Genomic DNA, 23,085 nt, shown 5'->3' with positions numbered 1-23,085 from the left:
AAGGGTTATTGAGCAAAAAACTTGAGGCGAATGTGACCAATCAACAGGGGTGTGAACAGCTGCCCGTACCAGACGTTGATCCATTGGAGAGAACAGTCGGCGTTTATGCTGGTTCCTCAGTAGCTTCGTCAGGTTCAGCAAACAGGTCCAGCTCTACGCGCAAGCTGTTCGGGTCCTGACTGAAACTCCCGACAATCACGTCATAGGTGATACGCTCAACCACCATCTGATTGCGCTCACTGTCAAAAATGGCGAGCTCCTCAATGGGTACGGTAACAGATACCCGCTGGCTTTCGCCAGCTGGAATACTGACCCGCTGAAACCCTTTCAGCTCCAGCTTGGCGCGGTCCACGGCAGACCCCTTCGGCGCGATGTAAACTTGCGCAACCTCATCTGCTGCATAATGACCCGTATTGGCAACAGAAAATTGCACCTGAATGCCGCCGGTCCTGAGCTCGTCTGGCGGCGTGACAACAAGCTCTGAATACTGGAACTGCGTGTAGCTCAAACCAAACCCGAATGGATACGCTGGTGTCACATCATCTTTGTCCAGCTTCCTGTAACCGTGCCAAAGATCATAGATCACCTTGCGGGCATTGCGGTCAAAGTCCGGCAAATCGGCTTCCCGCCGGGGAATAACAAACGGCAACTTGCCACTGGGTGATATTTCTCCGGATAGGATACGCGCAAGAGCGGTGCCGCCCGCCATACCCGGATACCAATGCAGCAAAATGGCAGCAGGCAGGTCTTCCCACTCGTTCATCAGGATCGTACCGCCGCCCATAACGACAACAACGCAATTTGGATTGACTGCGCAGACCCTCTTGATCAACTCAACATCATGTGGGGGCAGACGCAGGCTCTCGCGATCTCCCGAGCCGTACCCGTCTTCGCCGCTGTGATCTGTCAGCTGATTGCCCGCCGAGCCACCACCACCAAATGACCGGAGAAACTGCGAGGCAATCTGGGCTTCTTCACGATTGCGCGGCTGCGGCAAGACCTCATGAAACTGTGCTGCCAGCGCCGAGGAGACCCATTCCCCCTCGCAGCTATGGTCATTGCCGACCACCAGAACCACTGCATCCGCCTGATTTGCGATCTGTAGCGCCCGATTGATGTTCTGGCCCCGCTCTTGCCAGATGTCGATCTTGTGTTTGTAGTAGGCGCGCAGGCCTGCAAGCGGCGTGATAACATGTGTCGGCTGTGTTTCACTTGTTCCTCTGTCTCCCGTATTGGCAACGCTTGCCAAACGACCGATAACGCCAATGTTCTGGATGTCTTTCAGGGGCAGGAACCCACCCTTATTCTTCAAAAGAACAGCGGACTTCTCAGCCGCCTCCTGCGCGACAGCCCGAAACTCCGCGCAGCCAACCTTCTCTTTCTCATAGCTGCCTTTGCGCAGCACCCTGAGCTGTTGCAGGATCAGCCGATAACACGCTTCATCCAAAGACGCTTCGCTGACTTCACCCTCATCAATCAGGTCTGGTAGGCTCTGCTGATAGTGCAGCTGAAATGGCATCTCCAAGTCTACACCGGCAAGTGCTGCATCTTTTGCATTGCGAATGCCAAAGATGAAGTCGCTCAACACAAACCCTTGAAAGCCCCAGTCTGTTTTAAGCAGTTGGGTCAATAGCTCCTTATTATGACCACACAGGTCTCCATTGATGGAGCTGTAGGAAGTCATGACAGCAGCAGCCCCAGCCTCAACTGCTTTACGAAAGTGAGGCAGGTACACCTCATAGAGTGCCCGCTGTCCGATTGTGACATCCAAACTCAGCTTGGAATGTTCCATGGAAGCCAGTGCGAAGTTCTTCACGCAGGCCATCCCATGCTGTTGAACGCCGCGCACAAGAGCGCTGCCCATCGCGCCAATCAAGAAACTGTCTTCACCGTAGGATTCCTGCGCACGTCCCCAGGCCGGATGCCGCATCAGATTGAGCGGAATCCCGCCAAATAAAGTGCCGCCAAACGCCCGCATTTCGTAACCGATGACCGCACCAATCCGCTCCTCCAAATCAGGATCAAACGTCGCAGCCCGCGCTATAACCACCGGAAATGTGGTCGCCCCCTTCAGCACAACCCCGCGTGATCCCTCCGTGTAATGGATACCGGGCAGGTGGTGCTCAGGCAAAACACCAGCGGCCCATGGTCCGGACTGAGAGCCGCTTACCATCATGTCGCGAATACCCGGCCAGAAGGCCTGATCACCATCCCGCATGGCCAGTTTGTCATCCCGGCTGAGCCGCGAAACAATGGCGCTGGCGATCTGCTCATCTGTTAGGTTCTTTGTTGGGGATGGTTGAACGGCCACCTCAGGTGAGGGATCGGAAGAGGCAGCTGCATTGCGCTCTTCATACGCCTCTGTGCTTTCAACAGTCATGGAATACAAAACTCCGCGAATGCACCCCAATTTGGATCAGCGCAGAGATACGCAGGCAGCTGGAAACAGGGGAGTGACTTGCAAATCAAACAGGATACCGATCTTGAAAATATCTGTTTAATTGCAGTCCTGAAAACCTACTGATTATCAGCAGGTATCTTTCAAGGAGTCGTAGCGCAGAGCGGGGCGACAACAAAAAATGCCGAAGCATTTCTGCCCCGGCACTAAAGCATTGATCATTTGGGCTGGGACTAGCCTTTGTAGCCCACGCCACCCGCTTCGGTCTGCAGGAAGGCTGCACCGCAAGCTTTGGAAAGTTCACGTACACGCAGAATGTAGCTCTGCCGCTCGGTCACAGAAATCACGCCGCGTGCATCAAGCAGGTTGAACACGTGGGAGCATTTAAGCGCTTGGTCATAAGCAGGCATAACAACCTTCTGCAGGCCATCGCCAGCTTTCTCCATCGCTTCTGCACTTGCTGCCAGCAGACGCTTGCACTCACGCTCATGGTCCGCAAAGTGGCGGAACAGCATTTCTGTATCGGAATGCTCGAAGTTATGACGGGAATATTCCTGCTCGGCCTGCAGGAACACATCGCCGTAAGTGACCTTCTCGTCGCCTTCAAGTCCGTTGAAGTTCAGGTCGTAAACATTGTCGACGCCCTGAACATACATGGCAATGCGCTCAAGGCCGTAAGTTAATTCACCAGCAACAGGCTTACATTCAAAACCTGCTACCTGTTGGAAGTAGGTGAACTGAGAAACTTCCATGCCATCACACCAGCATTCCCAACCAAGACCCCACGCGCCGAGTGTCGGGTTCTCCCAGTCATCCTCAACAAAGCGGATGTCATGGATGTCCGTATCAATGCCGATTGCGCGCAAGGAAGCCAGATATAGCTCCTGAAGGTTCTCAGGAGACGGCTTCAGCATAACCTGAAACTGATAGTAGTGCTGCAAGCGCATTGGGTTTTCACCATAGCGACCATCGGTAGGACGGCGAGACGGCTGCACATACGCAACTTTCCATGGACGCGGTCCGAGCGAACGCAGTGTTGTTGATGGATGGGACGTGCCCGCGCCGACTTCCATGTCATACGGCTGCACAATAACGCAGCCCTGATCGGCCCAGAATCTCTGGAGAGTCATAAGGAGACCCTGAAAGGACTTGGTTGGCTGCATATGTGCCGGAACGGCTTCACTAGACATGGGAGTGTTTCCTGAAAATCCAAAATGTACTGCACCGAAACGGCGCAAAATCCAAGTTGGGGCACAGGTGCCACGTCAAACAGGGAAGGTCAAGCATTCCTGAAAAATCAAAGATATTTTGTGAAAAAGACGGGGAGTAAGGCGGAATATTCTTCTCGCTACCAACGCCCCATTTGCAGCTCTGTTTTCCTGTCATGTCTCACCACAGAAACTCAGGAGCCGGAAAAGACGCAGCCGCTCGCGAGCTCGCTGTCTATTCGTCTTAGATATGGAATGCTGGAAAAATCACGAGGCTATGAGCCCGCAGATCCAATGTCATGCGGGCGCCTCAAGCAACTGCAAAAGAGCAGGGGCGCTTAGTAGTTGCTGGCAGGACGGTATTTACCGGTAGCCGGGTCTTGAACCAGACGGGTATAAGCCGGGTCAACTGTGCGCTTGCGAGCAGTTGCATAAGCTGGTTGCTTCTTCATCGCCATATTGGAAATTTCTTTCTTTACGGCTTTGTAGAGTGCATATCCGCCTGCAATCAAAGCAACAGTTCCCAATACCTCAGTCATTTGAATTTTCCTTCCATCACGTATGAGGAGAATTGTTTTTGAAGGCTAAATTTGTCAATCCTATGAAGATTACTTAAAGTCCAAACTTTGCCCAAAGGCTTCTTTCCTCAAGGGTTTCAAGCGCAGCAGCAGGTAGCACGCCAGCAGCTTCGCTTAGGTTTCCCTGAAGGTTTGCACCGGGAATAAAGCGGCTGAGAAAGCGCTTTTTGGTGCCGACAACTTTTACTTTTGTGTCCTTGCCGTATCGTTCCTGAATGGTGGAGTGCAGGTCGCCGATACTATCAACAAGGCCGAGATCACGTGCCTTTGCTCCGGTCCAGAACAAGCCAGAGAACAGATCATCATCGTCACTCAGCACATCGCCGCGACGGCTTTTCACCATGTCGATAAATGTCTCATGGATTTCGTGCTGCAGCGATTTGAGGTGTTCAATGTCCTCTTCCACTTCCGGCGAAAACGGGTCCAGCGTTACTTTCTTCTTGCCGCTGGTATAAACACGGCGCTGTACGCCAGCTTTTTCCAGAAGCTCTGTAAAACCAAAACCAGCCGACACAACACCGATAGAGCCGACGATTGATGATGGATCAACGATGATATCATCGCCAGCCAGAGCAATCATATAGCCGCCGGAGGCCGCAACATCTTCTACGAAAACAAGAATCTGCTTGTTGTTCTGGTCCGCCAACTGGCGAATGCGCTTGTAAATGAGATGTGACTGAACAGGAGAACCGCCAGGTGAGTTGATAGAAAAAGCAACAGCAGGTGCTTCTTTGAAGCTGAATGCTGTTTGCAGCGCGTCTTCAACACTGTTCAGGTTCAAACCTGATTTCAATGGAGATGCAGCTCCGATAGCACCACTCAAACGGACGACTGGAACGACGGGTTTTGACTTGCCCCATTTGCCCGGCAGGTAGCTGCGCAGCTTGTTCAACAACTCTAAATTCTCCTTTACACCGATAACTTGTATGTCGCTGGGTCAACCAGTTCCAAACAATATAAGCAGCATTTGTCAGGAGAGAAGGGCGAGAGCTGAAAGAAACGGCAAAAACCCAAATAAAACGCAACTGTGTGATCTCAATAACAAATCCACTCCCTTAGAACTCAGAGAGTGCAGTAAAACAGCGGGGATTATTCGGTTGTTTCAAGCTCCGCACGAATCTGAAGCATGTCACGCCACGCATATCGTTTCTCCGCAGGGCTGCGCAGAAGATAGGCAGGGTGATAGGTCGCAATCGCCTTGCGTTGAGTGCCTTCACCGTTATACGTGAGCCACTTGCCGCGCAGTCTGCGAATACCGTCACGAGCGCCGCTTAATGTCTTGGCCGAAGCTGCTCCCAGAAAAACAACGATTTCAGGATCAACCAGCTCGATCTGACGCTGAATAAACGGACGGCAGATCTCGGTTTCATGCGGTGTAGGAGTGCGATTGCCCGGCGGGCGCCATGGCACAACATTGGCAATGTAAACAAGCGATCGGTCAAGTCCGGCAGACTTCAGCATCCGGTCCAAAAGGTGACCGGATCGTCCCACAAACGGAACGCCCTGAATGTCTTCCTCGCGCCCTGGCGCTTCCCCGATAAACATAATCTGCGCTTTAGCGCTGCCGTTTCCAAACACCAGATTCTTGGCTGTCAGGCGCAAATTACAGCCCTCAAAGCCAGCAAGAATGCGCTGCAGCTCCTCAAGAGACTGTGCTTTGCTTGCCGCGCTTCTGGCTGAATTGACTGTCTCTGCATTTGGAATAACGGCATTACTGTCAGGTGCAGCATTGGGCATAACGGTTTGAACAGCGGCTTCCTTAGCTGCGCGTTGCCGCTCCAGTATCTTCTTTGCTTCCTGCTTGGCATCTGCTGAGACACCGTTCTCGCGCAGGTTCCGAGCCATCTCAGCAGGTGAAACGCTGAGGTTCTTGGATTGCGACCGCGATGGTTCCGATACGCCGGTGGAACTGGGTGGGGCAAAATTCTGCTGTGGGGCAGAGCGAGCCTGCGTTTGCTGCGCCATCTGCTCCTGCGTTTGCGCAAAGCGATCCACTGGAGCATCTTCCAGCGCACAATCGACACCGACAGCGCTCAAATACTCCAGATACGCCTCCAGCTGGGCGGCATTTGCGACAGGAACTTCAGACATAGCCATTTACTAGTTGTGGCACACAGGTCGGTACAGGCGAAAGGGAAGAACTCTTTTGCAATGCACCATGGTTGGGCAGCGGCCCGACCCGCCCTATATTCTATATGAAGGCGCAACTGTCCAATAGAAAAAGGAGATTGCGCCAACTCTATTGGTAACAGTGCAAAGTTCCGCACGTAGACTTGGGGAAATCACAATAATTCCGTAGGATGCACCAAGATTTTTTGATGGGCGACCTGACGGAATGCACCTTAAAACGCATTGCACAACATTATCTGGTCAATTACACAGAAACTAAATAAAATTTTGACACTTGAGGTGCGGGAAAATAGTGCGCTGCCACATCGTTTGACGTGAAATGAAGTGGATAAAGTGTAGAGGGAGAATAAAATGTCTGAAGGGGAAACTCTGGCAGAACGCGAATCCATGGAGTTTGACGTTGTCATCGTAGGTGGTGGCCCTGCCGGTCTGTCCGCAGCGATCCGGATTAAGCAGCAGGCTGAGGAAAAGGGAGAGGATATCTCCGTCGTTGTTCTGGAAAAGGGATCTGAGATCGGTGCTCATATCCTGTCCGGCGCTGTGATCGACCCGATTGGTCTTGATCGCCTGCTCCCTGACTGGCGCAAAGACGAGACCGCTCCGATCAAGACGCCTGTCACAGACGATCATTTCAACCTGTTCGGACCTGCCGGTTCCATTCGTCTGCCAAACTTCCTGATGCCTAAGTTGATGAACAACCATGGCAACTACATTGTGTCTTTGGGCAATGTCTGTCGCTGGCTTGCAGAAAAAGCAGAAGCGCTCGGCGTGGAAATCTATCCAGGCTTCGCAGCTGCTGAAGTGCTTTACGATGACGCGGGCAAAGTGATCGGTGTTGCGACTGGTGACATGGGTATTGCGCGAGATGGCACGCACAAAGACGGCTACATGCGCGGCATGGCTCTGCTGGGCAAATACACGCTGATCTCAGAAGGTGTTCGCGGCTCGCTTGCCAAGACCCTCATTGATAAATTCGACCTTGACCGCGACTGCGATCATCCGAAATTCGGCATTGGAATCAAAGAACTGTGGGAAGTAGAACCGTCCAAGCACAAGCCTGGTCTGGTACAGCACTCTATGGGCTGGCCACTGGACGACAAGACACAGGGCGGCTCTTTCCTCTATCATCTGGAAGACAATCAGGTCGCAGTTGGGTTTGTGGTGAACCTCAACTACCAGAACCCGTATCTATCTCCGTTCGACGAGTTCCAGCGCTTCAAAACCCATGCAGGTGTGAAAGAGATCTTCGAAGGTGGCAAGCGTATTTCTTATGGCGCGCGTGCAATCACAGAAGGGGGATATCAGTCCGTACCTAAGCTGTCTTTTCCCGGTGGTCTCATCATCGGTTGCTCCGCTGGCTTCGTGAATGTGCCGCGCATCAAGGGCTCCCACAACGCAATGCTCTCCGGCATCTTGGCGGCTGAGGCTGTTGTTGAATCGCTTGGCCGTGGTGAAGCAAATGAAGAGCTGGACCAGTTTGATGCCGCATGGCGCAAGTCCGAAATCGGTAAGGATCTCTGGAAGGTACGCAATGTGAAGCCATTGCAGACCAAGTTCGGCAGCTTGCTGGGTATGGTTTTCGGCGGCTTCGACATGTGGACCAACGAGCTGATGGGCTTCTCCCTCTTCGGCACCATGAAGCACGGAAAAACAGACGCAGCGAGCTTGAAGCCTGCCAAAGACTGCAAGAAGATCGACTACCCAAAACCAGACGGGAAGATCTCTTTCGACAAACTGTCCTCCGTCTTCCTCTCCAACACTAACCACGAGGAAGACCAGCCGATCCATCTCAAGGTGCGTGACGAAACCTTGCAGAAGCTTTCTGAGCACGATGTGTACGATGGACCGTCGAACCGTTATTGTCCCGCTGGTGTGTATGAGTGGGTGGAGGAAAACGGGGAGCCACCACGCTTCCAGATCAACGCCCAAAACTGCGTTCACTGTAAGACCTGTGACATCAAAGACCCGAACGGCAACATCACATGGACCGTTCCGGAAGGCACAGGCGGACCGAACTATCCAAACATGTAAAGTGTTGGATAAGATCAGAACAAGAAAAAGGCCCGGTCATTCGATCGGGCCTTTTCCGTTTAACTCTATGAGGCAGTGAAAGAGCTCTACCCGATCTCGATATCCAGACCCAGGTCCAGAATTGGCGCAGAGTGCGTGATCCAGCCTGAAGAGATGATGTCCACGCCGCTTTCCGCAATCGCCTGAACGGTGGAAAGGGTAATCGTACCAGAAGCTTCCAGCACAGCCTGACCTTTGTTGATCTCAACTGCCTGTTTCAGCAGATCAGGGCCCATATTATCCAGCATGACCACATCCGGCTTAACGCTCAGTGCTTCCTTCAGCTGGTCAAGGGTATCCACTTCAACCTCAATGCGCACAAGGTGGCCGACAAAGGCACGGGCGCGTTTAATCGCGGGGATAACACCACCAGCAACGGCAATGTGGTTGTCTTTGATCAGCACCGCATCATCCAGACCAAAACGGTGGTTCATACCGCCGCCACAGCGCACCGCATACTTCTCGAAACTACGTAGCCCAGGCGTAGTTTTGCGGGTGCAGACGATTGTTGCGTTGGTATGAGCTATTTTGCGTTGAAATGCGTTGGTAGCGCTCGCAACACCGGAAAGGTGGCTCAAAAAGTTCAGCGCCACACGTTCTGCTGACAACAGTGCACGAGCAGGGCCGTGGATGCGGGCAATCAGCTTGCCCGGCTCCAACTTATCCCCGTCCTGCGCCAGCACGGTAACATCGAGAGATGGATCAACCAGACGAAATGCAGAAAGGGCCAGATCAATGCCAGCCAGCACACCTTCTTGACGAGCTGCAATCACGCCAGTTGCAGAAGCATCCGCCGGAATGGTCGCCTGCGAGGTGATGTCTCCTGCACGACCAAAGTCCTCAAGCAAAGCTGCTTTGACCACGTCGTCGACCATGATCATCGAAAGTTCTGGCAAGGGTGAAGCACTCATAGCATGTCTTCCTTTTCAACGGCCTGCTGGCCAATGTCACTGGCAGCGGCCTGTTTTGCGAGGCTCTCGATCTGTGCAAGCTTGACGAACGAGCGTTTTGCTTCCGCCGCCTTCTGCGGGAAGTCAGTGCGGAAATGACCGCCACGGCTTTCTTCGCGCAGCAGAGCAGAGCCGGTGATCAGCTTGGCTGCAATCACCATGTTCAAAATTGAATCGCGTCGGCACAGCTTTTCAGCGTTCTGCAGGCGCGCAAGTGTGGTGGTCAAACCTTCTGCATCACGCGCCACACCAACATGGCGGGACATGGCAGAGCGAACCAGAGACACAACCGCACGCTCCTGCGGGTTACGCTTTGAGGCCTGATCATCCTGATCATCAATCTCCGCCCATGCATGCACACGGTGATGCGGCATCAGAGCCTGAATGTCTTCCGCAATGCGAGCGGCAAACACAACGGCTTCCAGCAGGGAGTTGGAGGCCAGACGGTTGGCACCATGCGCGCCAGTTGCCGCAACTTCACCAGCAGCCCACAAATTATCGACAGAGGTGCGGCCAGAAGCATCCGTTAGGACACCGCCCATGTGGTAGTGCGCTGCCGGAGCGACAGGAATGAGACCGTTGATCGGATCAATGCCAGACTTTTCGCAGGCTGCAAAAACACGGGTGAAGTGTTCAGGGAAACTTGCGCCGATAGCCTCACGGCAATCAAGGAACGCCCCACGCCCCGCAGCAATCTCACTATGGATTGCACGGGCAACAATATCACGTGGTGCCAGCTCCAGATCAGGATGCACACCTTCCATAAACCGGTGCCCATCCTTGTTCACCAGTAACGCGCCATCTCCCCGGATGGCTTCACTGGCAAGCGGGGCAGGGTCCTGATCAACATCCAGAGCTGTTGGATGGAACTGCACAAACTCCGCATCGGAAATCAGCGCTCCGGCCCGTGCCGCCATGGCAAGGCCGTGACCGTTCGCTTCACCCGGATTGGTGGTGGTGGAATATAGGTGGCCAACACCGCCAGAGGCGAGCACAACAGCCTTGGCCGGAATGGTAATGCGCTGCGTACCACCACGCCGACGCGCGGTGATGCCGGTGACGTAGCGGCCTTCTGTGATCAGCTGACAGCCGATGTAACCTTCGATAATACGAATGGATGGTGTCTTGTAAGCTGCGTCAACGAGTGCCTGCATGATAGCTTCACCAGCCATGTCACCACGCACGCGCACCACACGGTGGCTTGAGTGGGCCGCTTCGCGCGATAGAGCCAGTTTGCCCGCAAGGTCTTTGTCAAACGGCACACCATAATCCAGCAGATCATGAATGCGGTCCGCTGCTTCGCGCGTCATACCTTCAACAATGGCTTCTTCACAAATGCCATCGCCGGCAGTCAGCGTGTCTTGTGTATGAGCCGAGTAATTGTCACCTTCGGCAACAGCGGCTGCAATACCCCCTTGCGCCCAGGCAGAGGAGCTACCGCCACCAATGGGAGCGTTGCTCACAATGGTCACCGGCCTTGGCGCTAGTTTGAGCGCACAAAAAAGGCCAGCAAGACCTCCACCTAAGATCACAACATCATCTACGCCGTTCAGAGCAACAGCAGGGGCGAGAGAAGAACCGAACCGAGACATTTCAGAGATTATTCCAGACTAAAGGGGACCTGATAGCAAAAAGACCTGCTGCCCTATCAGGCAGCAGGATGCGCTGAAGACTTTTCAGTACGCCAGCTACACGAAAGCCTCTAGTTCTTCAAGTTGATCATGCGTTCCACGGAGGCGCGCGCGCGATCAGCCACACCTTCATCAACAATCACTTCACCGGACATGTCGAGAAGACAATCCAGAATTTTGGCAAGGGTGATACGCTTCATGTGCGGGCACAAGTTGCAAGGACGGATGTAGTTGACGCCCGGAGTGGAGGAGGCAACATTGTCAGCCATGGAGCACTCGGTGATCATCATCACCTTCTCGGGGTTATTGTTCTTTACCCAGTCGATCATGTGAGAGGTCGAACCCGCGAAGTCAGCTTCTGCAACAACTTCCGGCGGACATTCAGGGTGAGCGATGATTTTCACATCCGGATCAACAGCACGGTAATCGCGCAGCTCTTCAGCCGTAAAGCGCTCATGCACCTCGCACGAACCGGCATAGGTCAGTACTTCCACATCGGTCTGGTTGTTCACATTAGCTGCAAGATACTGATCAGGGATCAGAAGAACCTTGTCAGTGCCCATTGCTTCCACAACTTGCACCGCGTTGGAAGAAGTACAGCAAATATCGCATTCTGCCTTCACATCGGCGGATGTGTTCACATATGTGATGATCGGCACACCGGGATTTGCCTCACGCAGCTTGCGCACATCTTCCCCGGTGATGGATTCTGCCAAGGAACAGCCAGCGTCCATATCAGGGATCAGAACGATCTTTTCAGGAGACAGGATCTTTGAGGTCTCGGCCATGAAGTGCACGCCGCACTGGACAATAACCTGAGATTCAGTTTTCGCAGCTTCCTTGGCCAGCTGCAGGCTGTCACCAACAATGTCAGCTACACCGTGGAAGATATCCGGCGTCATATAATTGTGCGCCAGAATGACAGCGTCGCGCTCTTTCTTCACCTTGTTGATCGCATGGATCAAAGGCGCAAGCGCAGCCCACTCAATAGCTGGAATGAAATCCTTCACCTTCTCATAGGCCTCCGCCGTCGCTTCCGCGACTTCTGGCGTGTAGGAAAGGTCAGGACGCTCCAATGGTGCGTATTGCTTTTGAGCCGGGGACCCGCTCTGAGCAGCACCGCCAATGCCGGCAGCAATTTCATTGACGGCAGAGCCGTCGGTCTCAGCGTATGTAGTCATGGAGGACATGCGCTATCCTTTATTCTGCCGGTCCTTAGCCGGGATATACTCAGTGTGAGTATAAAGGGTCTATAAAAAAACACGGCTACAAAGCCGATACGACCCCTTATGCTCATTTTGAGTTTTTATAGACCTCTTGCCTGCTGACGACAACCTATTCTTTTGCCCGATGCATAAATGCGGCGCTGAAGCTGGGTTTACGCTTAATGTTTAACCACTTAATTTCCTAAATTTGTTGGGTACAAACAAGAGCAGCCCGCCAACCGACGCGGGCCTCGCAAAGTGCAGCTGTAACCAGCACTCATTACAATTGCTGATAGATGACCTCAGTAATATTCATTATTGCGGGGAGCAGATTTAGATTAGTCTCAGCGGCTCTGCGCTAATCAGCGAAAAAAGTGACCTCATTACTCCGGCATCTGGCGGCCTCCCGCTCGGGTGCAGGAAAGGAATTTGCCATGTCCCAAGCGACCCAAGTCGAGAACCAGTCCTCTGTCCGGTGGGGCCACAGTATCCCTCTCATCATCATCAGTGGCTGTATCATCGCCGTTCTGTCGTTTGGGCCACGTTCCACGCTAGGGCTGTTCCTGACCCCCATGTCCTCCGAGTTCGGTTGGGGCAGGGACGTATTTGCCTTTGCGCTGGCAATCCAGAACCTTATCTGGGGCGTTGCCCAACCCTTCGCGGGCATGATGGCAGACAAGTACGGCACCGGCAAAACACTGGTGCTGGGCGCGATCATCTACGCCGTAGGCCTATACCTCATGAGCATGTCGGGAACACCACTCTTGCTGCAGGTCTCTGCAGGTGTGCTGATCGGGCTGGGCATTGCCTTCACTTCATTCTCTATTGTTCTGGCAGCATTCGCCCGCTCCGTTCAGCCCAAATACCACGGTATTGCCTTTGGTCTGGGTACTGCGGCCAGCTCATTCGGCCAGTTCCTGTTTGCACCACTCGGGCTTGGTCTGATCGAGATGTTCGGATGGTCCAGCGCATTGGCCTATATGGCTGCCCTCGTGGCAATCGTACCTTTATTCGCCTATGTCCTGCGTGGTCGTGCTGCTGCACAAGCAACCGGCAGCGCCGCGACACTGCAAGACACTATGACCATGTCCCAAACATTGGCATTGGCCTTTAAAACCAGAGACTACATTCTTCTGGTCTTTGGCTTCTTCGTCTGCGGATTCCACGTGGCCTTTATTACGGTTCATATGCCCACCTTTATTGTAGATCAGGGATTTGATGTTTCTGTTGGTGCATGGGCGCTGGCCTTGATCGGCCTGTTCAATATCGTTGGGTCCATGTCTTCCGGCGTGCTGGGCTCACGTTTCCCAAAGCAGTACTTACTGTCCTTCATCTACCTTGCCCGCGCCGTCGCCATCACGCTTTACATCCTGCTGCCCATCTCGGTGGTATCCACGCTCATCTTCGCCGCCACAATGGGCATTCTCTGGCTCTCCACCGTGCCACCGACCTCGGGTCTGGTTGCGGTTATGTTTGGGCCACGCTTCATGGCAACGCTGTTTGGTATCGTATTTCTCTTTCACCAGATCGGGTCGTTCCTCGGCGTTTATCTGGGCGGGCTGTTGTATGAGCAAACCGGGAACTACGATGTCATCTGGTGGCTGGGAATTGCGCTGGGCATTTTCGCAGCCGCGGTGCACTGGCCTATCCGCGAGCAATCCGCCACCGCCGGACGTCTGGTGGCCAGACCGGCGTGAGAGGACCAGCTGGTGAACTAGTTAAACTTTTCAGTGAGTTATAGCGGAGTAGTGCCTGGCGATATTTGCTTGCCTTATAGCATTTCTTCTGCCAGCCTCCCGCGATCTGAACAGGAATGGAGAATAGGTCATGCGAGAGTTTGATGCCCTATGGATTGAAGCAGACAAAGACAGCGGTGCTCCGCTGCCTGCTAAATGGAACAAGATCACTGTCGATCAACTCTCACCGGGGGATGTGACAGTCAGGGTTACCCACACAACCATCAACTATAAGGATGGTCTCGCCCTGGCAGGTAACCCGGCTGTCACCCGCAAGTTTCCAATGGTGCCGGGCATTGACGTTGTTGGTGAAGTGCTCATCAGCGAAAGCGACCGCTTCAAACCCGGCGATCAGGTCATCCTCAACGGATATGGCCTTGGCGAAGTGCATACCGGGGCCTATGCGCAGATTGCCCGCCTGAAATCCGAGTGGCTTCTGCACCGCCCGCCAGAGATCTCCGCCCCGCGTGCCGCTGCCATCGGCACTGCAGGCTACACCGCCATGCTTTGTGTAATGGCGCTGGAGCGGCACGGCATCACCCCAGAGCACGGCCAGATTGCTGTCACCGGTTCGTCAGGCGGTGTGGGCTCCGTTGCCATAAGCCTGCTTTCCAAACTGGGCTATGAAACAGTTGCCTTCACAGGCCGTATGGAAGAAGCCGACTTCCTCAAGAGCCTCGGCGCAACCGAAGTCCTCAACCGTTCTGAGCTTGGAGGTGAGGGCAAGCCTTTGGGGCAGGAACGTTGGGCCGGAGGCGTGGATGTGGCAGGCAGCCATACGCTGGTAAACTTGATCTCGCAAACCAAGTACGGCGGAGCCGTAGCTGCTTGCGGTCTTGCACAGGGAATGGACATTCCTGGCAATGTTATGCCGTTCATCCTGCGCAGTGTGGCGCTGCTGGGTGTGGATTCAGTATTGGTGCCAATGCCGCTCCGCGAACAGGCCTACCGCCGTCTGGTACAGGATCTTGACCTTGCCAAACTGGACAGCCTTTCGGAAACCGTCAAACTGGCAGATGTTCCGGAACGTGCTGCCAAAATACTAAAAGGGCAGGTCCGCGGCCGCACCATCGTGGAAGTCGACTAGCCCAAGCTTACAATTGAACAAAATGAAACCCCGCATCAGCTCATGGCTACTGCGGGGTTTTTTATTTGGAAGCGGTCAGGCTACCAACTGACCTTCAAAAACCGCGAAGCCTGTTAGCTCCACCCGCCTTTGTAGGTCTTGTAGAAGATGTGCTTACCAATGCGCTTTTTACGCTGCATGGTCGGGGCCCAGTTCGGGCGTACATATGTGGCATGGTAGTGGGTGGACGCATCCACAGCTGGAATGCTCGCTTCACCATCAACCACCTGCTGCGCGATTTTCTTCGCGCGCGCCCACGGAGCTGGCTCAGTGATGCGCTCTGGAATTCCGTCACAGGCAAATGAGAACTGGCAAGCGTTCCGCATGCTCTTGTTCTGATAAACCACACCACACACGGTGCTTGGATAGGCTGGGTTTTTCAGACGGTTGAGTACCACCTGTGCCACAGCAATCTGGCCGTCGCGTGGTTCACTGCGCGCTTCAAAATAGATTGCTTCAGCCAGACATTGCATTTCCTTCTTGGAATGCTTCACGGAAGTCGGCAGCTCGCGCATGTACCACCAGTGTGGATTGGTTGCGGAGAACGATGCCAGCTCTCTTTCTGTAAGGTGAGGCTTACCCGATGGCGTAACGGAAACTTTTGGCTTGCTCAGCAATGCATCAAACGGCGCTTCGTCTGTCTGTGGCAGTGCCGGTGCATAGGCTGTTGCCATTGCAAGATCATTCTGCTTGGCAATGGAAATCGGGAGTGGCTTCACATTGCGCTGTGCAATCTGCTTGCGAGCCGCCAACGCTGCGCGGCGCGCGGCTTTGGCAAGAGGCGTGTCATCCGCCTTGGTTTTGTCAGCTGAAAGACCCGCGAGCGTCTCACCGCCAAAGTGACCATTGAAAGCCATCTGCGGTAGCTGGGATACGAACCGGTCTGTACTCTTGGGCTTGCCTGCATTCTGGATGAAGGCAACAACGCGTCTAGGCAATGTGGTGACTTGCATATCACCTTTGCCGCTGCGGTTTATTGCCTGACGTTGTGGCTTCGATTGCTGGAATGCTGCAAAGTAGTTCGCAAGTTTCTCGCTGTCATGTTTAGAGCCATACTGCATCCAGCGTGGTAATTCATCATCAAGCACGCCGGTAAGCGCAGGAATATCCTGAAACGCAACCGGAGAGGCAGTAATGCTACCAACTACAAGTCCTGCAGCAAGAATAGGGTATTTAAAGTACATCAAGACTGTACGGCGTCCTTCGTTCTTCTTGGTCCTATGGCTCGACATACGCAATAAACTCCATATCAACGCTCAAATATCCAGCGCCTCACGGGTCCCTAAAAAGGAACCTTAAATTCTGAGATCGACAGGAAGGAAAAGCCCGATAACACCCGAACCCGTCATTTTTGCGGATGGTTGCATCTTTCACTTTTAACCTTGATATAAAGTTAAGCCCCCAAAAACCCCAGTTTTTCTGCCACAGTCCACGCCGTTAACAGCTAGCATATGGTTAATATGCAAAGAGGGTACTCACCAAAAACTAGGGCTATTTCATGTCTGGGTGGGTAATTTTGCGGGCCAAAAACCATAGGAAACAAAAGGCGTCATACAGAAAATGACACAGATGATCTGTTGGTGTGGCAGTAGGACATCAACACAATCAAAATCTTAACAAGACGAACCGCAAGCTTTTCTGTGGAATCCACAACTCGGTTCTTCCTATGAATTTTTGCAGAGGAAGGAATCAAAATTCCTGTAGATAACCCAGCGTCACTTAAGGCGAAAATGTGAATCAGAGCAGGCTGACGCGCAAGCCAGGGGCAGGGCGCTCTTTCAAAATGTCTCTTCTGAACCGGTAAAGCGCGGCAGGGCGGCCACCAGTCGCGGTTGAGGTTCTGCCCGTTTGCTCAACCAGTTGCCCGGTTTCCACCAGACGGCGGAAGTTCTGCTTATGTAGATGCCGGCCAGAAATTGCCTCTACCGTCTGCTGCAGATCGGTCAGCGTAAACTCCGGTGGCATCAATTCGAACACAACAGGCCGGTATTTCAGCTTGGCCCGTAGCCGCGAAAGTGCGGTCGCCAGAATACGGCGGTGATCATGGGCAAGCCCCTCGCCGAGAGCAGGTTGGGTACCACGCTCCAATGCAGTGGGTTGACCGTCCCGTAGCGCTTCATACATGAGGCCTGAGCCATAAAGCAGCTCGTAGCGGTCCAGTACACGTTCCTCATCCCACTTCAATGAGCCCACCCCAAAGGCAAGCTGGTAGCGGTCTTTCCGGCTCAGTTCCTGATAGGTCCGCGCATCCTCGTCCGGTGTCCTGCTGAAGGCTTCCATACTGGGATGAATAATCTCCTCCAGCATCTTCGGCTGTCCGCCGCGCCAGTCTTCCCACGGAAAGAAATCATACCAAGGCCGCCACCGTGCACCTTGCCGGGCAAGCAGCCTTTCAGATTCAGGCGTTTGGCGGGTCAAGGCCAGATAGCCCACAGAGACCATATGCGGTTCGCCAGCTTTCGCCAGAGAGTACCTGCCACGGTCACCGAAAGTGTAAAGCTGCTCCACATGCCCAATGTGAAGCGCGGTCTGTTCTTCAACAAAGGCCCGCAAGCCCAGCTCGAAGGTGCGGTGAACCCGTGGATCGAAAGGGCCGGAAGGCAGGCCGGAGAGTTCATCCGGCACCCGTTGTGGCACGGTCAACACAAACGGGACCTTGTCTTTAACGGAAACGATGACAGCGTTCAGACCAATGCCAAGCTCGACAGGCTCCATGTCAGCACCCTCTGGGGCCGCACTTCCTGTTTTCACCGCATTACTCATCAAGGTCTGCTCCGTCTTTGTCATGTCAGCTCAACAAGCGCGGTAGGGTCCAGTGAGAACCGGTTGCCCTCAAACGTGTCCGCGCCGCGACCAATGTCTTTGATCGATTGTACCATGCGCCCATTACGCTGCAAAAGAGTGTCTGCCAATGAGACAAGCAGTGGGTTAGGTGAAGCAACAGGAGAAACGCTGCGCAAGTGCTGCGCAAGTTTGCGCTCACCAACCTCGGGCAATGCTGCGCACATGATAATGTAGGCGGCAGCTGTCGACCGGCTGACACCCGCCCAGCAGTGCACTAACAAGGAGCCGGTACGCGCGACAGGACGGGCAAAATCCAGCAGCCGTTCCACATGCTCTGGTTTAGGCGCCAACAGCCCGGCGCGTTCCTCCGCAATATCATTGAACTCTAGCACCAGATGATGGGCAGGCTTGGGGTCCACCGGCAAGTTCACCTCTGTGCCCGGCGAGACAAGAGAAAGCACATGGCTGGGACCAGCTGAAACCAATGTGTCTTCCAGTTTAGAAAGAGGGCACACATGCAGCATCAACGACCTCCATTGGCCTTGCGGGCCTGATCCAGCTCTGCAAACCGCGCCAGAAATTGCACCTGCGCATCCTTGGTTGGCAGCGGCTTGATGCTCTGCGCCAATACCTCCAGCTGTTCAGTGCTGACTTTGGCTGGCTTTCCAAAAATCTTGTCAGCTTCTTCCTTGCTAAAGCCTGCCAGATGAGTAGCTTCCAGATAAGCGCTGATAATGTCTGCTTTCTTTGCAAGCTTGGTAATGCTGACGGGCAGGTCTGCGGGAAGATCAAAGGCGCGGTGAATGGCATGGTGAAGCCGCTCCTCAACCGCCTTGTAGGTACCGCCCATCACGTTCTTAAAAGGCGAGATCATATCCCCGATCACATACTCAGGGGCATCATGCAAAAGGATCGCCATGCGCCACTGAACATCCAGATCGGGTTTCAGCATCAAAGCAATCTCTTCCACCAGCACACAGTGCTGCGCCACGGAAAACGCATGATCCCCGATCGTTTGACCGTTCCAACGCGCTACACGTGCGAGACCATGGGCAATGTCGGAAAGTTCCACATCCAGCGGAGAAGGATCAAGCAGATTAAGCCGCCTGCCGGAAAGCATCCGTTGCCAGGCCCGTGGAGAAGATGAGGAAAGCTCTGCGCACATGTGTCAATCAAGCCAGTCGTCAGGGTTAGTCGGTCACAAAGAGTATCGCTTAATCCGAGGAAGGCCAGTCGAAAACTGCCCATTCCTGAATGGAAGGGGTCAGCACTACCCCCTCACAGGTCAGCGGCACACCAGCATCCATTGCCGTCTTGGCACGGTCAAGCCGCAACAATGCCAGTCCTGTGGTGCCATCTGACGAGCCCAAAGAACCAACACTCTTTTCACCCGCCAGAACATCGCTTCCAGCCGCTGGAAGGGCGGCCTCTGCGCGTACCTTGATGAGCCGCTTGCGGGCGGTCCCACGGTGCTTCATTCGCGAAACAACTTCCTGCCCGATAAAGCAGCCCTTGGAAAAGGCAACACCATTGAGGCTATCCATATCAGTGTCATGCGGGAACACATCTGCCAGCTTAAAGTCCAGCCCACTCTGAGGAATGCCAAGGCCGATACGGTGTGCATGATAGTCAGCTTCTGACGCTGTCTGCGCTATCGCACCAGAGGCAACATAGCGAACACCCATCTCCGCAAGGCGTGGGTCCAGCGGTTTATCCGCAGGCAAGTCCGCTCCCCATGCTGCAACAACATGGGTGTCTTCATCTGCATGTTCGACCGTAACTTTGGCGCGCAGCTTGTAAAACGCCAGACGCTTGGCAAACGCCTCCAGCTCATCCGCGCTCACATCCAACAGGAAACCGCCAGTCTGCTCATCTGCAAACACAAAGAAATCCCAGAGAATTTTGCCCTGCGGCGTAAGCAGAGCACCAAACGCGCTGGAGGTGGCGCCGAGGTCACTTACATCACAGCTGACAAGATTTTGCAGGAACTCGTTGGCATCGTCGCCAAAAACCTTCACGAGCCGACGTGACTGGAGAATGGTGCAATGAGATGCCATGGGTGGTCCCTCCAATGAATAAAACAACAAGAGTGTTTCATAACCTATCAGCCATGCGCGCACCATGGGAAAAGAATTGTTTCTGTGGGTGAACTGGGGTGTTTGTTGGGGCGCACTGCACTCTCCATCCCGGCGGATTCCTGAAAAGATAAGTGAGGGTATCGCCTATGCAAATGCCTCGAGGATGCGAAGGGATTGAAACCCGCCATCACCCCGAAACCATAGCGTGTCGGGTCGGCTGAGATGGACCCGCAAGGGACTGTAAACACATTCCCCCTACCTGATGCCTGAGTACTTCCCGCAAAACCGCAAAAGTGCCGCCCATATGCGCGTTGTTAATCGCTCTTTCACGGAGCATTTGGATAATCAGGTTGCTGAACAAACTTTGGGCAGGAATATCCCGAACGGCATGACAACGAGCGCGCGTTATTCTCAACACGCTGGATCGCTCCGCAAAGAATTTGGTGGTTTCCACCTCTGCATCAATAACTAAACAAGAATAAGTATGTTAGGGAAGTGAAATGACGAGAGAGAAGTCCTCAGCCTCACTGATGGATAAAATCTATAAGAACCAACGCCATTATTATGATCTGACCAGAAAGCATTACCTTCTTGGCCGTGATCATCTGATCAAGCAGTTGTCAGCGCCGCGCGGCAGCACACTGCTGGAAATCGGCTGTGGTACGGGACGTAACCTCATTGAAGCTGCAAAAGCCTATCCGACCTGCCAGTTTTTCGGCGTGGATATTTCCTCCCAGATGCTGAAGAGCGCAGAAGCAAACGTTCACAAAGCGAACCTCTCTCACCGCATTCATCTGGCACAAGGAGACGCTACAAAGTTTGATCCGTTCGAAAAGTTCGGGATCGACACCTTTGACCGGGTGTTCCTGTCCTACTGTGTCTCCATGGTCCCGCACTGGGAAGAGGCATTGGACAACAGCGCCAGGCTTCTGACAGAAGGTGGCCAGCTCTCCATTGTTGACTTTGGTCAGCAGGAACGACTTCCCCGCCTGTTCAAGCTGATGCTGCGAAAGTGGCTAGGTCAATCTCATAGCTTGCCCTGCGAAAACTTTCGTGAGGTCATGGAACATCTGGCGGAAGAAAACCGAGCCAAACTGCGCGTCCAGCCGCTTTATCGGGGCTATGCCTATTACGCGGAACTGGATGGTAGCTTCTACACCCGCTTTATGGAAAAGCCGGAACAAATGGATCTGCTGCACGCGGGAAACGAAAGCCGCCGCGAAGTTCGCAAGGCCGGGTGATAAACCCGGCAGAACTCCGCGGCAGAGCACTACCCGGGATTTTAGATAGTGGTCATTGCAGAGCCTTAATCTCCGGCAATAAAGCTTTGTACATCTCCATCCTTGGAGATCCCGAGGCGGTAGAAGGTCCAGGCACCATAGTCCAGCATTTGGAAGTAATCGGCAGCTGTAACGATCTGGTACATTTCAACCTTTTGAGGAGGGGTCAGATCGTGCAATGGATAATGGGCGAAGTAGGGCCAGATATAGGTCTCTTCATCTGTTCCCTCATTCAGCCGCAGATACCCAGCTTCCGCAATATCCAGCAGGATCGCGAGGATCTCGAGTCCTTCACCATCACCGGAGCTATCTTTCAAAAACCGGACCGGATCGCGTACCGGTGTGAATGAAAGTTCCGGTTGCCGTTCCTGTTTGGCAAAAAAAGGTCCTAAAGCCGATACATCTCCACTGCGGGCGATCTTCATGAGTGTCGCGCGCGTCGCCCGCACAGCTTCAGGCAGAATTCCTTCATCATACAACACCTCCAGTTTAGGCAGAGGTGGCTCATCTGCGAGCATATCGTCCAGCGCATCTTCCAGACTGGTATCTCTGTTGAAACCTTCGTTGAGAAGGGGAAATTGCTGGGCCTTGGGTCGTTGAATGCGAATCGTTTCGGTTGGGATTGCCTGGGTCGCGGCCAAAGTTGGAGTCGTGGCGCAAAGTAACCCTATGAAGAGTAGGCGAAAATACATTAAGTGCTCCGAAACGGAAGAAGGGCGTGTGTTTTGCCTACCAGTTTAAGGGCTTGTTGGGGATCTAGGAAGAAACGAAGCAGGGCCTATGCACAATCTAAAGGCTCTTTAGAGAATTTATAAGAATATCTGACAGGTCTCCTCCGCAATCAAGAAGCTTGGAAAAAGCCTTTGAACACTGAACTTTTCATAACAGGATTGATTGTCGGGTTGGTCACATCAGCGCCGATCGGCCCTGTAAACGTGTTGGCGATCAGAAGATCAGTCCACTACGGTTTCTTTCCCGGCCTTACTGCCGGACTGGGAGCTGTGCTGGCCGATGGTGTCTTTGCGACCGCCGCAGCGTTCGGTGTCACCACAATTGCTGACTTTGTTGTAGAATACGAACATTACATCCAGACCGTAGGTGGGTGTCTGCTGATTATCTTTGGTACTGTCGTCTTCAACTCCCAGCCGCATCTTAAAGGGGCGAGCAACGGAGGGACGAGCGCCTGGCATGGAATGGCTGTTTCCTTCGCCATGACTGTGACCAATCCGGGAACGATCCTGGGTTTCATCGCAATCTTCGGTTCACTGGGAGATCTTGCACCCGGAGAAGGGGAATATCTCAGCGCATTGGCGTTGGTGATTGGTGTCTTATGTGGAGCGCTCTTGTGGTGGGCCTGCCTGTCAGCTGTTGTTTCCAAGTTGCGCAATCGTATGAACGACAACTGGCTCTCTGCGATCAACCGTGGTGCAGGTGTCATCCTATGGGCCTTCGCCGTGGTTATCCTCGTCATAGTTGCGAGTGAAGTGTTGTTGTAAAACGCCGCGCCCTGAATCAAAAAAGCTCCGATCAATCGGAGCTTCCTGAAAAGGTCAGCGGTGCTGCACTTAGTGCAGGCGGCGCTCGAGGGAATAGTCACCACGCTCAACGCGTTCTGGTATTTCCTGCGCAAATTTGGAAACAGCTTCCTCTCCGTAAAGAGAAACTAAATCCATCATGGCAGAGAACAGCGCCGCGTGTGCAAGTGCTGTACTGTCGATACCGTGAGAAAGACCATCCTCCCATGCTTCCTGAATGAAGCTTAGAGCCAGTCGGCGGATGTCTGCATCAGATGCATCGACTTCTTCGGTGAATTCGCCGGCGATAGCGTCGTCCTTGATCATGCTGGCTCCATGCCCCTCTATGTGTTGCTTCTTGTTATTTGCCGTTACATGTAACGAGCAAAAGAAAACA

At 53.6% G+C, this 23,085-nt stretch carries 20 protein-coding genes; 5 read left to right on the top strand and 15 right to left on the bottom strand.

Going from position 1 to position 23,085, the window contains the following annotated elements:
• Window positions 1-103 precede the first annotated feature (103 nt).
• The 5 genes from IE076_RS03570 to IE076_RS03550 form a co-directional block, all read right to left on the bottom strand.
• Window positions 104-2,380 (bottom strand): glycoside hydrolase family 3 C-terminal domain-containing protein, encoded by a 2,277-nt coding sequence (locus IE076_RS03570; protein WP_189435354.1) that lies wholly within the window; start codon window positions 2,378-2,380, stop codon window positions 104-106.
• Between the two features lie 251 nt (window positions 2,381-2,631).
• Window positions 2,632-3,588 carry a glycine--tRNA ligase subunit alpha gene (locus IE076_RS03565; RefSeq protein ID WP_209008797.1) on the bottom strand — a complete coding sequence of 319 codons (957 nt, stop codon included), beginning with the start codon at window positions 3,586-3,588 and terminating at the stop codon, window positions 2,632-2,634.
• Window positions 3,589-3,944: 356 nt separating this feature from the next.
• Window positions 3,945-4,145, bottom strand: coding sequence for a hypothetical protein (locus IE076_RS03560; protein ID WP_189435353.1), 201 nt, complete (start codon window positions 4,143-4,145; stop codon window positions 3,945-3,947).
• Between the two features lie 73 nt (window positions 4,146-4,218).
• Window positions 4,219-5,079, bottom strand: coding sequence for a S49 family peptidase (locus IE076_RS03555; RefSeq protein WP_189435352.1), 861 nt, complete (start codon window positions 5,077-5,079; stop codon window positions 4,219-4,221).
• Between the two features lie 194 nt (window positions 5,080-5,273).
• Window positions 5,274-6,275 carry a uracil-DNA glycosylase gene (locus IE076_RS03550; protein ID WP_209008796.1) on the bottom strand — a complete coding sequence of 334 codons (1,002 nt, stop codon included), beginning with the start codon at window positions 6,273-6,275 and terminating at the stop codon, window positions 5,274-5,276.
• Window positions 6,276-6,665: 390 nt separating this feature from the next.
• Between IE076_RS03550 and IE076_RS03545 the strand changes: the two genes are divergently transcribed.
• Complete coding sequence (locus IE076_RS03545) at window positions 6,666-8,345, top strand: electron transfer flavoprotein-ubiquinone oxidoreductase (RefSeq protein ID WP_189435350.1); 1,680 nt, start codon at window positions 6,666-6,668, stop codon at window positions 8,343-8,345.
• A gap of 86 nt (window positions 8,346-8,431) precedes the next feature.
• On the opposite strand, the gene nadC is transcribed toward IE076_RS03545, so the two are convergent.
• From nadC to nadA, 3 genes are all read right to left on the bottom strand, one after another.
• A complete protein-coding gene (nadC, locus tag IE076_RS03540) occupies window positions 8,432-9,295 on the bottom strand; it encodes a carboxylating nicotinate-nucleotide diphosphorylase (RefSeq protein ID WP_189435349.1) in 864 nt (287 codons plus the stop codon).
• Window positions 9,292-10,926: an L-aspartate oxidase gene (locus IE076_RS03535; protein ID WP_189435348.1), complete on the bottom strand. Its 1,635-nt coding sequence runs from the start codon at window positions 10,924-10,926 to the stop codon at window positions 9,292-9,294. Before IE076_RS03535 ends, nadC begins: the two co-directional genes overlap by 4 nt.
• Before the next feature lie 110 nt (window positions 10,927-11,036).
• Window positions 11,037-12,155 carry a quinolinate synthase NadA gene (nadA, locus tag IE076_RS03530; RefSeq protein ID WP_189435347.1) on the bottom strand — a complete coding sequence of 373 codons (1,119 nt, stop codon included), beginning with the start codon at window positions 12,153-12,155 and terminating at the stop codon, window positions 11,037-11,039.
• A gap of 449 nt (window positions 12,156-12,604) precedes the next feature.
• On the opposite strand from nadA, the gene IE076_RS03525 reads away from it, so the two are divergent.
• Together IE076_RS03525 and acuI are read left to right on the top strand one after the other, a co-directional pair.
• Window positions 12,605-13,867 (top strand): MFS transporter, encoded by a 1,263-nt coding sequence (locus IE076_RS03525; RefSeq protein WP_189435346.1) that lies wholly within the window; start codon window positions 12,605-12,607, stop codon window positions 13,865-13,867.
• A 130-nt stretch (window positions 13,868-13,997) separates the two neighbouring features.
• Window positions 13,998-14,993, top strand: a complete 996-nt coding sequence (acuI, locus tag IE076_RS03520) for an acrylyl-CoA reductase (NADPH) (RefSeq protein WP_189435345.1) — start codon at window positions 13,998-14,000, stop codon at window positions 14,991-14,993.
• 113 nt (window positions 14,994-15,106) lie between these two features.
• On the opposite strand, the gene IE076_RS03515 is transcribed toward acuI, so the two are convergent.
• From IE076_RS03515 to ygfZ, 5 genes are all read right to left on the bottom strand, one after another.
• A complete protein-coding gene (locus IE076_RS03515; RefSeq protein WP_189435344.1) occupies window positions 15,107-16,264 on the bottom strand; it encodes a cell wall hydrolase in 1,158 nt (385 codons plus the stop codon).
• A gap of 505 nt (window positions 16,265-16,769) precedes the next feature.
• Window positions 16,770-17,795, bottom strand: coding sequence for an NUDIX hydrolase (locus IE076_RS03510; RefSeq protein WP_189435616.1), 1,026 nt, complete (start codon window positions 17,793-17,795; stop codon window positions 16,770-16,772).
• Between the two features lie 20 nt (window positions 17,796-17,815).
• On the bottom strand, window positions 17,816-18,340 hold the full coding sequence (locus IE076_RS03505) for a tyrosine phosphatase family protein (RefSeq protein ID WP_189435343.1): 525 nt from the start codon (window positions 18,338-18,340) through the stop codon (window positions 17,816-17,818).
• Window positions 18,340-18,981 carry a YfbR-like 5'-deoxynucleotidase gene (locus IE076_RS03500; protein ID WP_189435342.1) on the bottom strand — a complete coding sequence of 214 codons (642 nt, stop codon included), beginning with the start codon at window positions 18,979-18,981 and terminating at the stop codon, window positions 18,340-18,342. The genes IE076_RS03505 and IE076_RS03500 overlap by 1 nt, the downstream gene beginning before the upstream one ends.
• Before the next feature lie 49 nt (window positions 18,982-19,030).
• Window positions 19,031-19,873 carry a CAF17-like 4Fe-4S cluster assembly/insertion protein YgfZ gene (ygfZ, locus tag IE076_RS03495; protein ID WP_189435341.1) on the bottom strand — a complete coding sequence of 281 codons (843 nt, stop codon included), beginning with the start codon at window positions 19,871-19,873 and terminating at the stop codon, window positions 19,031-19,033.
• A gap of 521 nt (window positions 19,874-20,394) precedes the next feature.
• Here ygfZ and IE076_RS03490 point away from each other — a divergent pair.
• Window positions 20,395-21,135, top strand: a complete 741-nt coding sequence (locus IE076_RS03490; RefSeq protein WP_189435340.1) for a class I SAM-dependent methyltransferase — start codon at window positions 20,395-20,397, stop codon at window positions 21,133-21,135.
• A gap of 65 nt (window positions 21,136-21,200) precedes the next feature.
• Here IE076_RS03490 and IE076_RS03485 read toward each other — a convergent pair whose 3' ends face one another.
• Window positions 21,201-21,866, bottom strand: a complete 666-nt coding sequence (locus tag IE076_RS03485; protein WP_209008795.1) for a hypothetical protein — start codon at window positions 21,864-21,866, stop codon at window positions 21,201-21,203.
• A 171-nt stretch (window positions 21,867-22,037) separates the two neighbouring features.
• Here IE076_RS03485 and IE076_RS03480 point away from each other — a divergent pair, with 171 nt between their 5' ends.
• Complete coding sequence (locus IE076_RS03480; RefSeq protein ID WP_189435339.1) at window positions 22,038-22,670, top strand: LysE family translocator; 633 nt, start codon at window positions 22,038-22,040, stop codon at window positions 22,668-22,670.
• A 69-nt stretch (window positions 22,671-22,739) separates the two neighbouring features.
• Here IE076_RS03480 and IE076_RS03475 read toward each other — a convergent pair whose 3' ends face one another.
• A complete protein-coding gene (locus IE076_RS03475; protein WP_189435338.1) occupies window positions 22,740-23,015 on the bottom strand; it encodes a hypothetical protein in 276 nt (91 codons plus the stop codon).
• Window positions 23,016-23,085 lie beyond the last annotated feature (70 nt).

This window comes from Pseudovibrio japonicus (assembly GCF_014651595.1).
GTDB lineage: Bacteria > Pseudomonadota > Alphaproteobacteria > Rhizobiales > Stappiaceae > Pseudovibrio > Pseudovibrio japonicus.
This window is presented reverse-complemented; position numbering and strand designations above follow the sequence as displayed.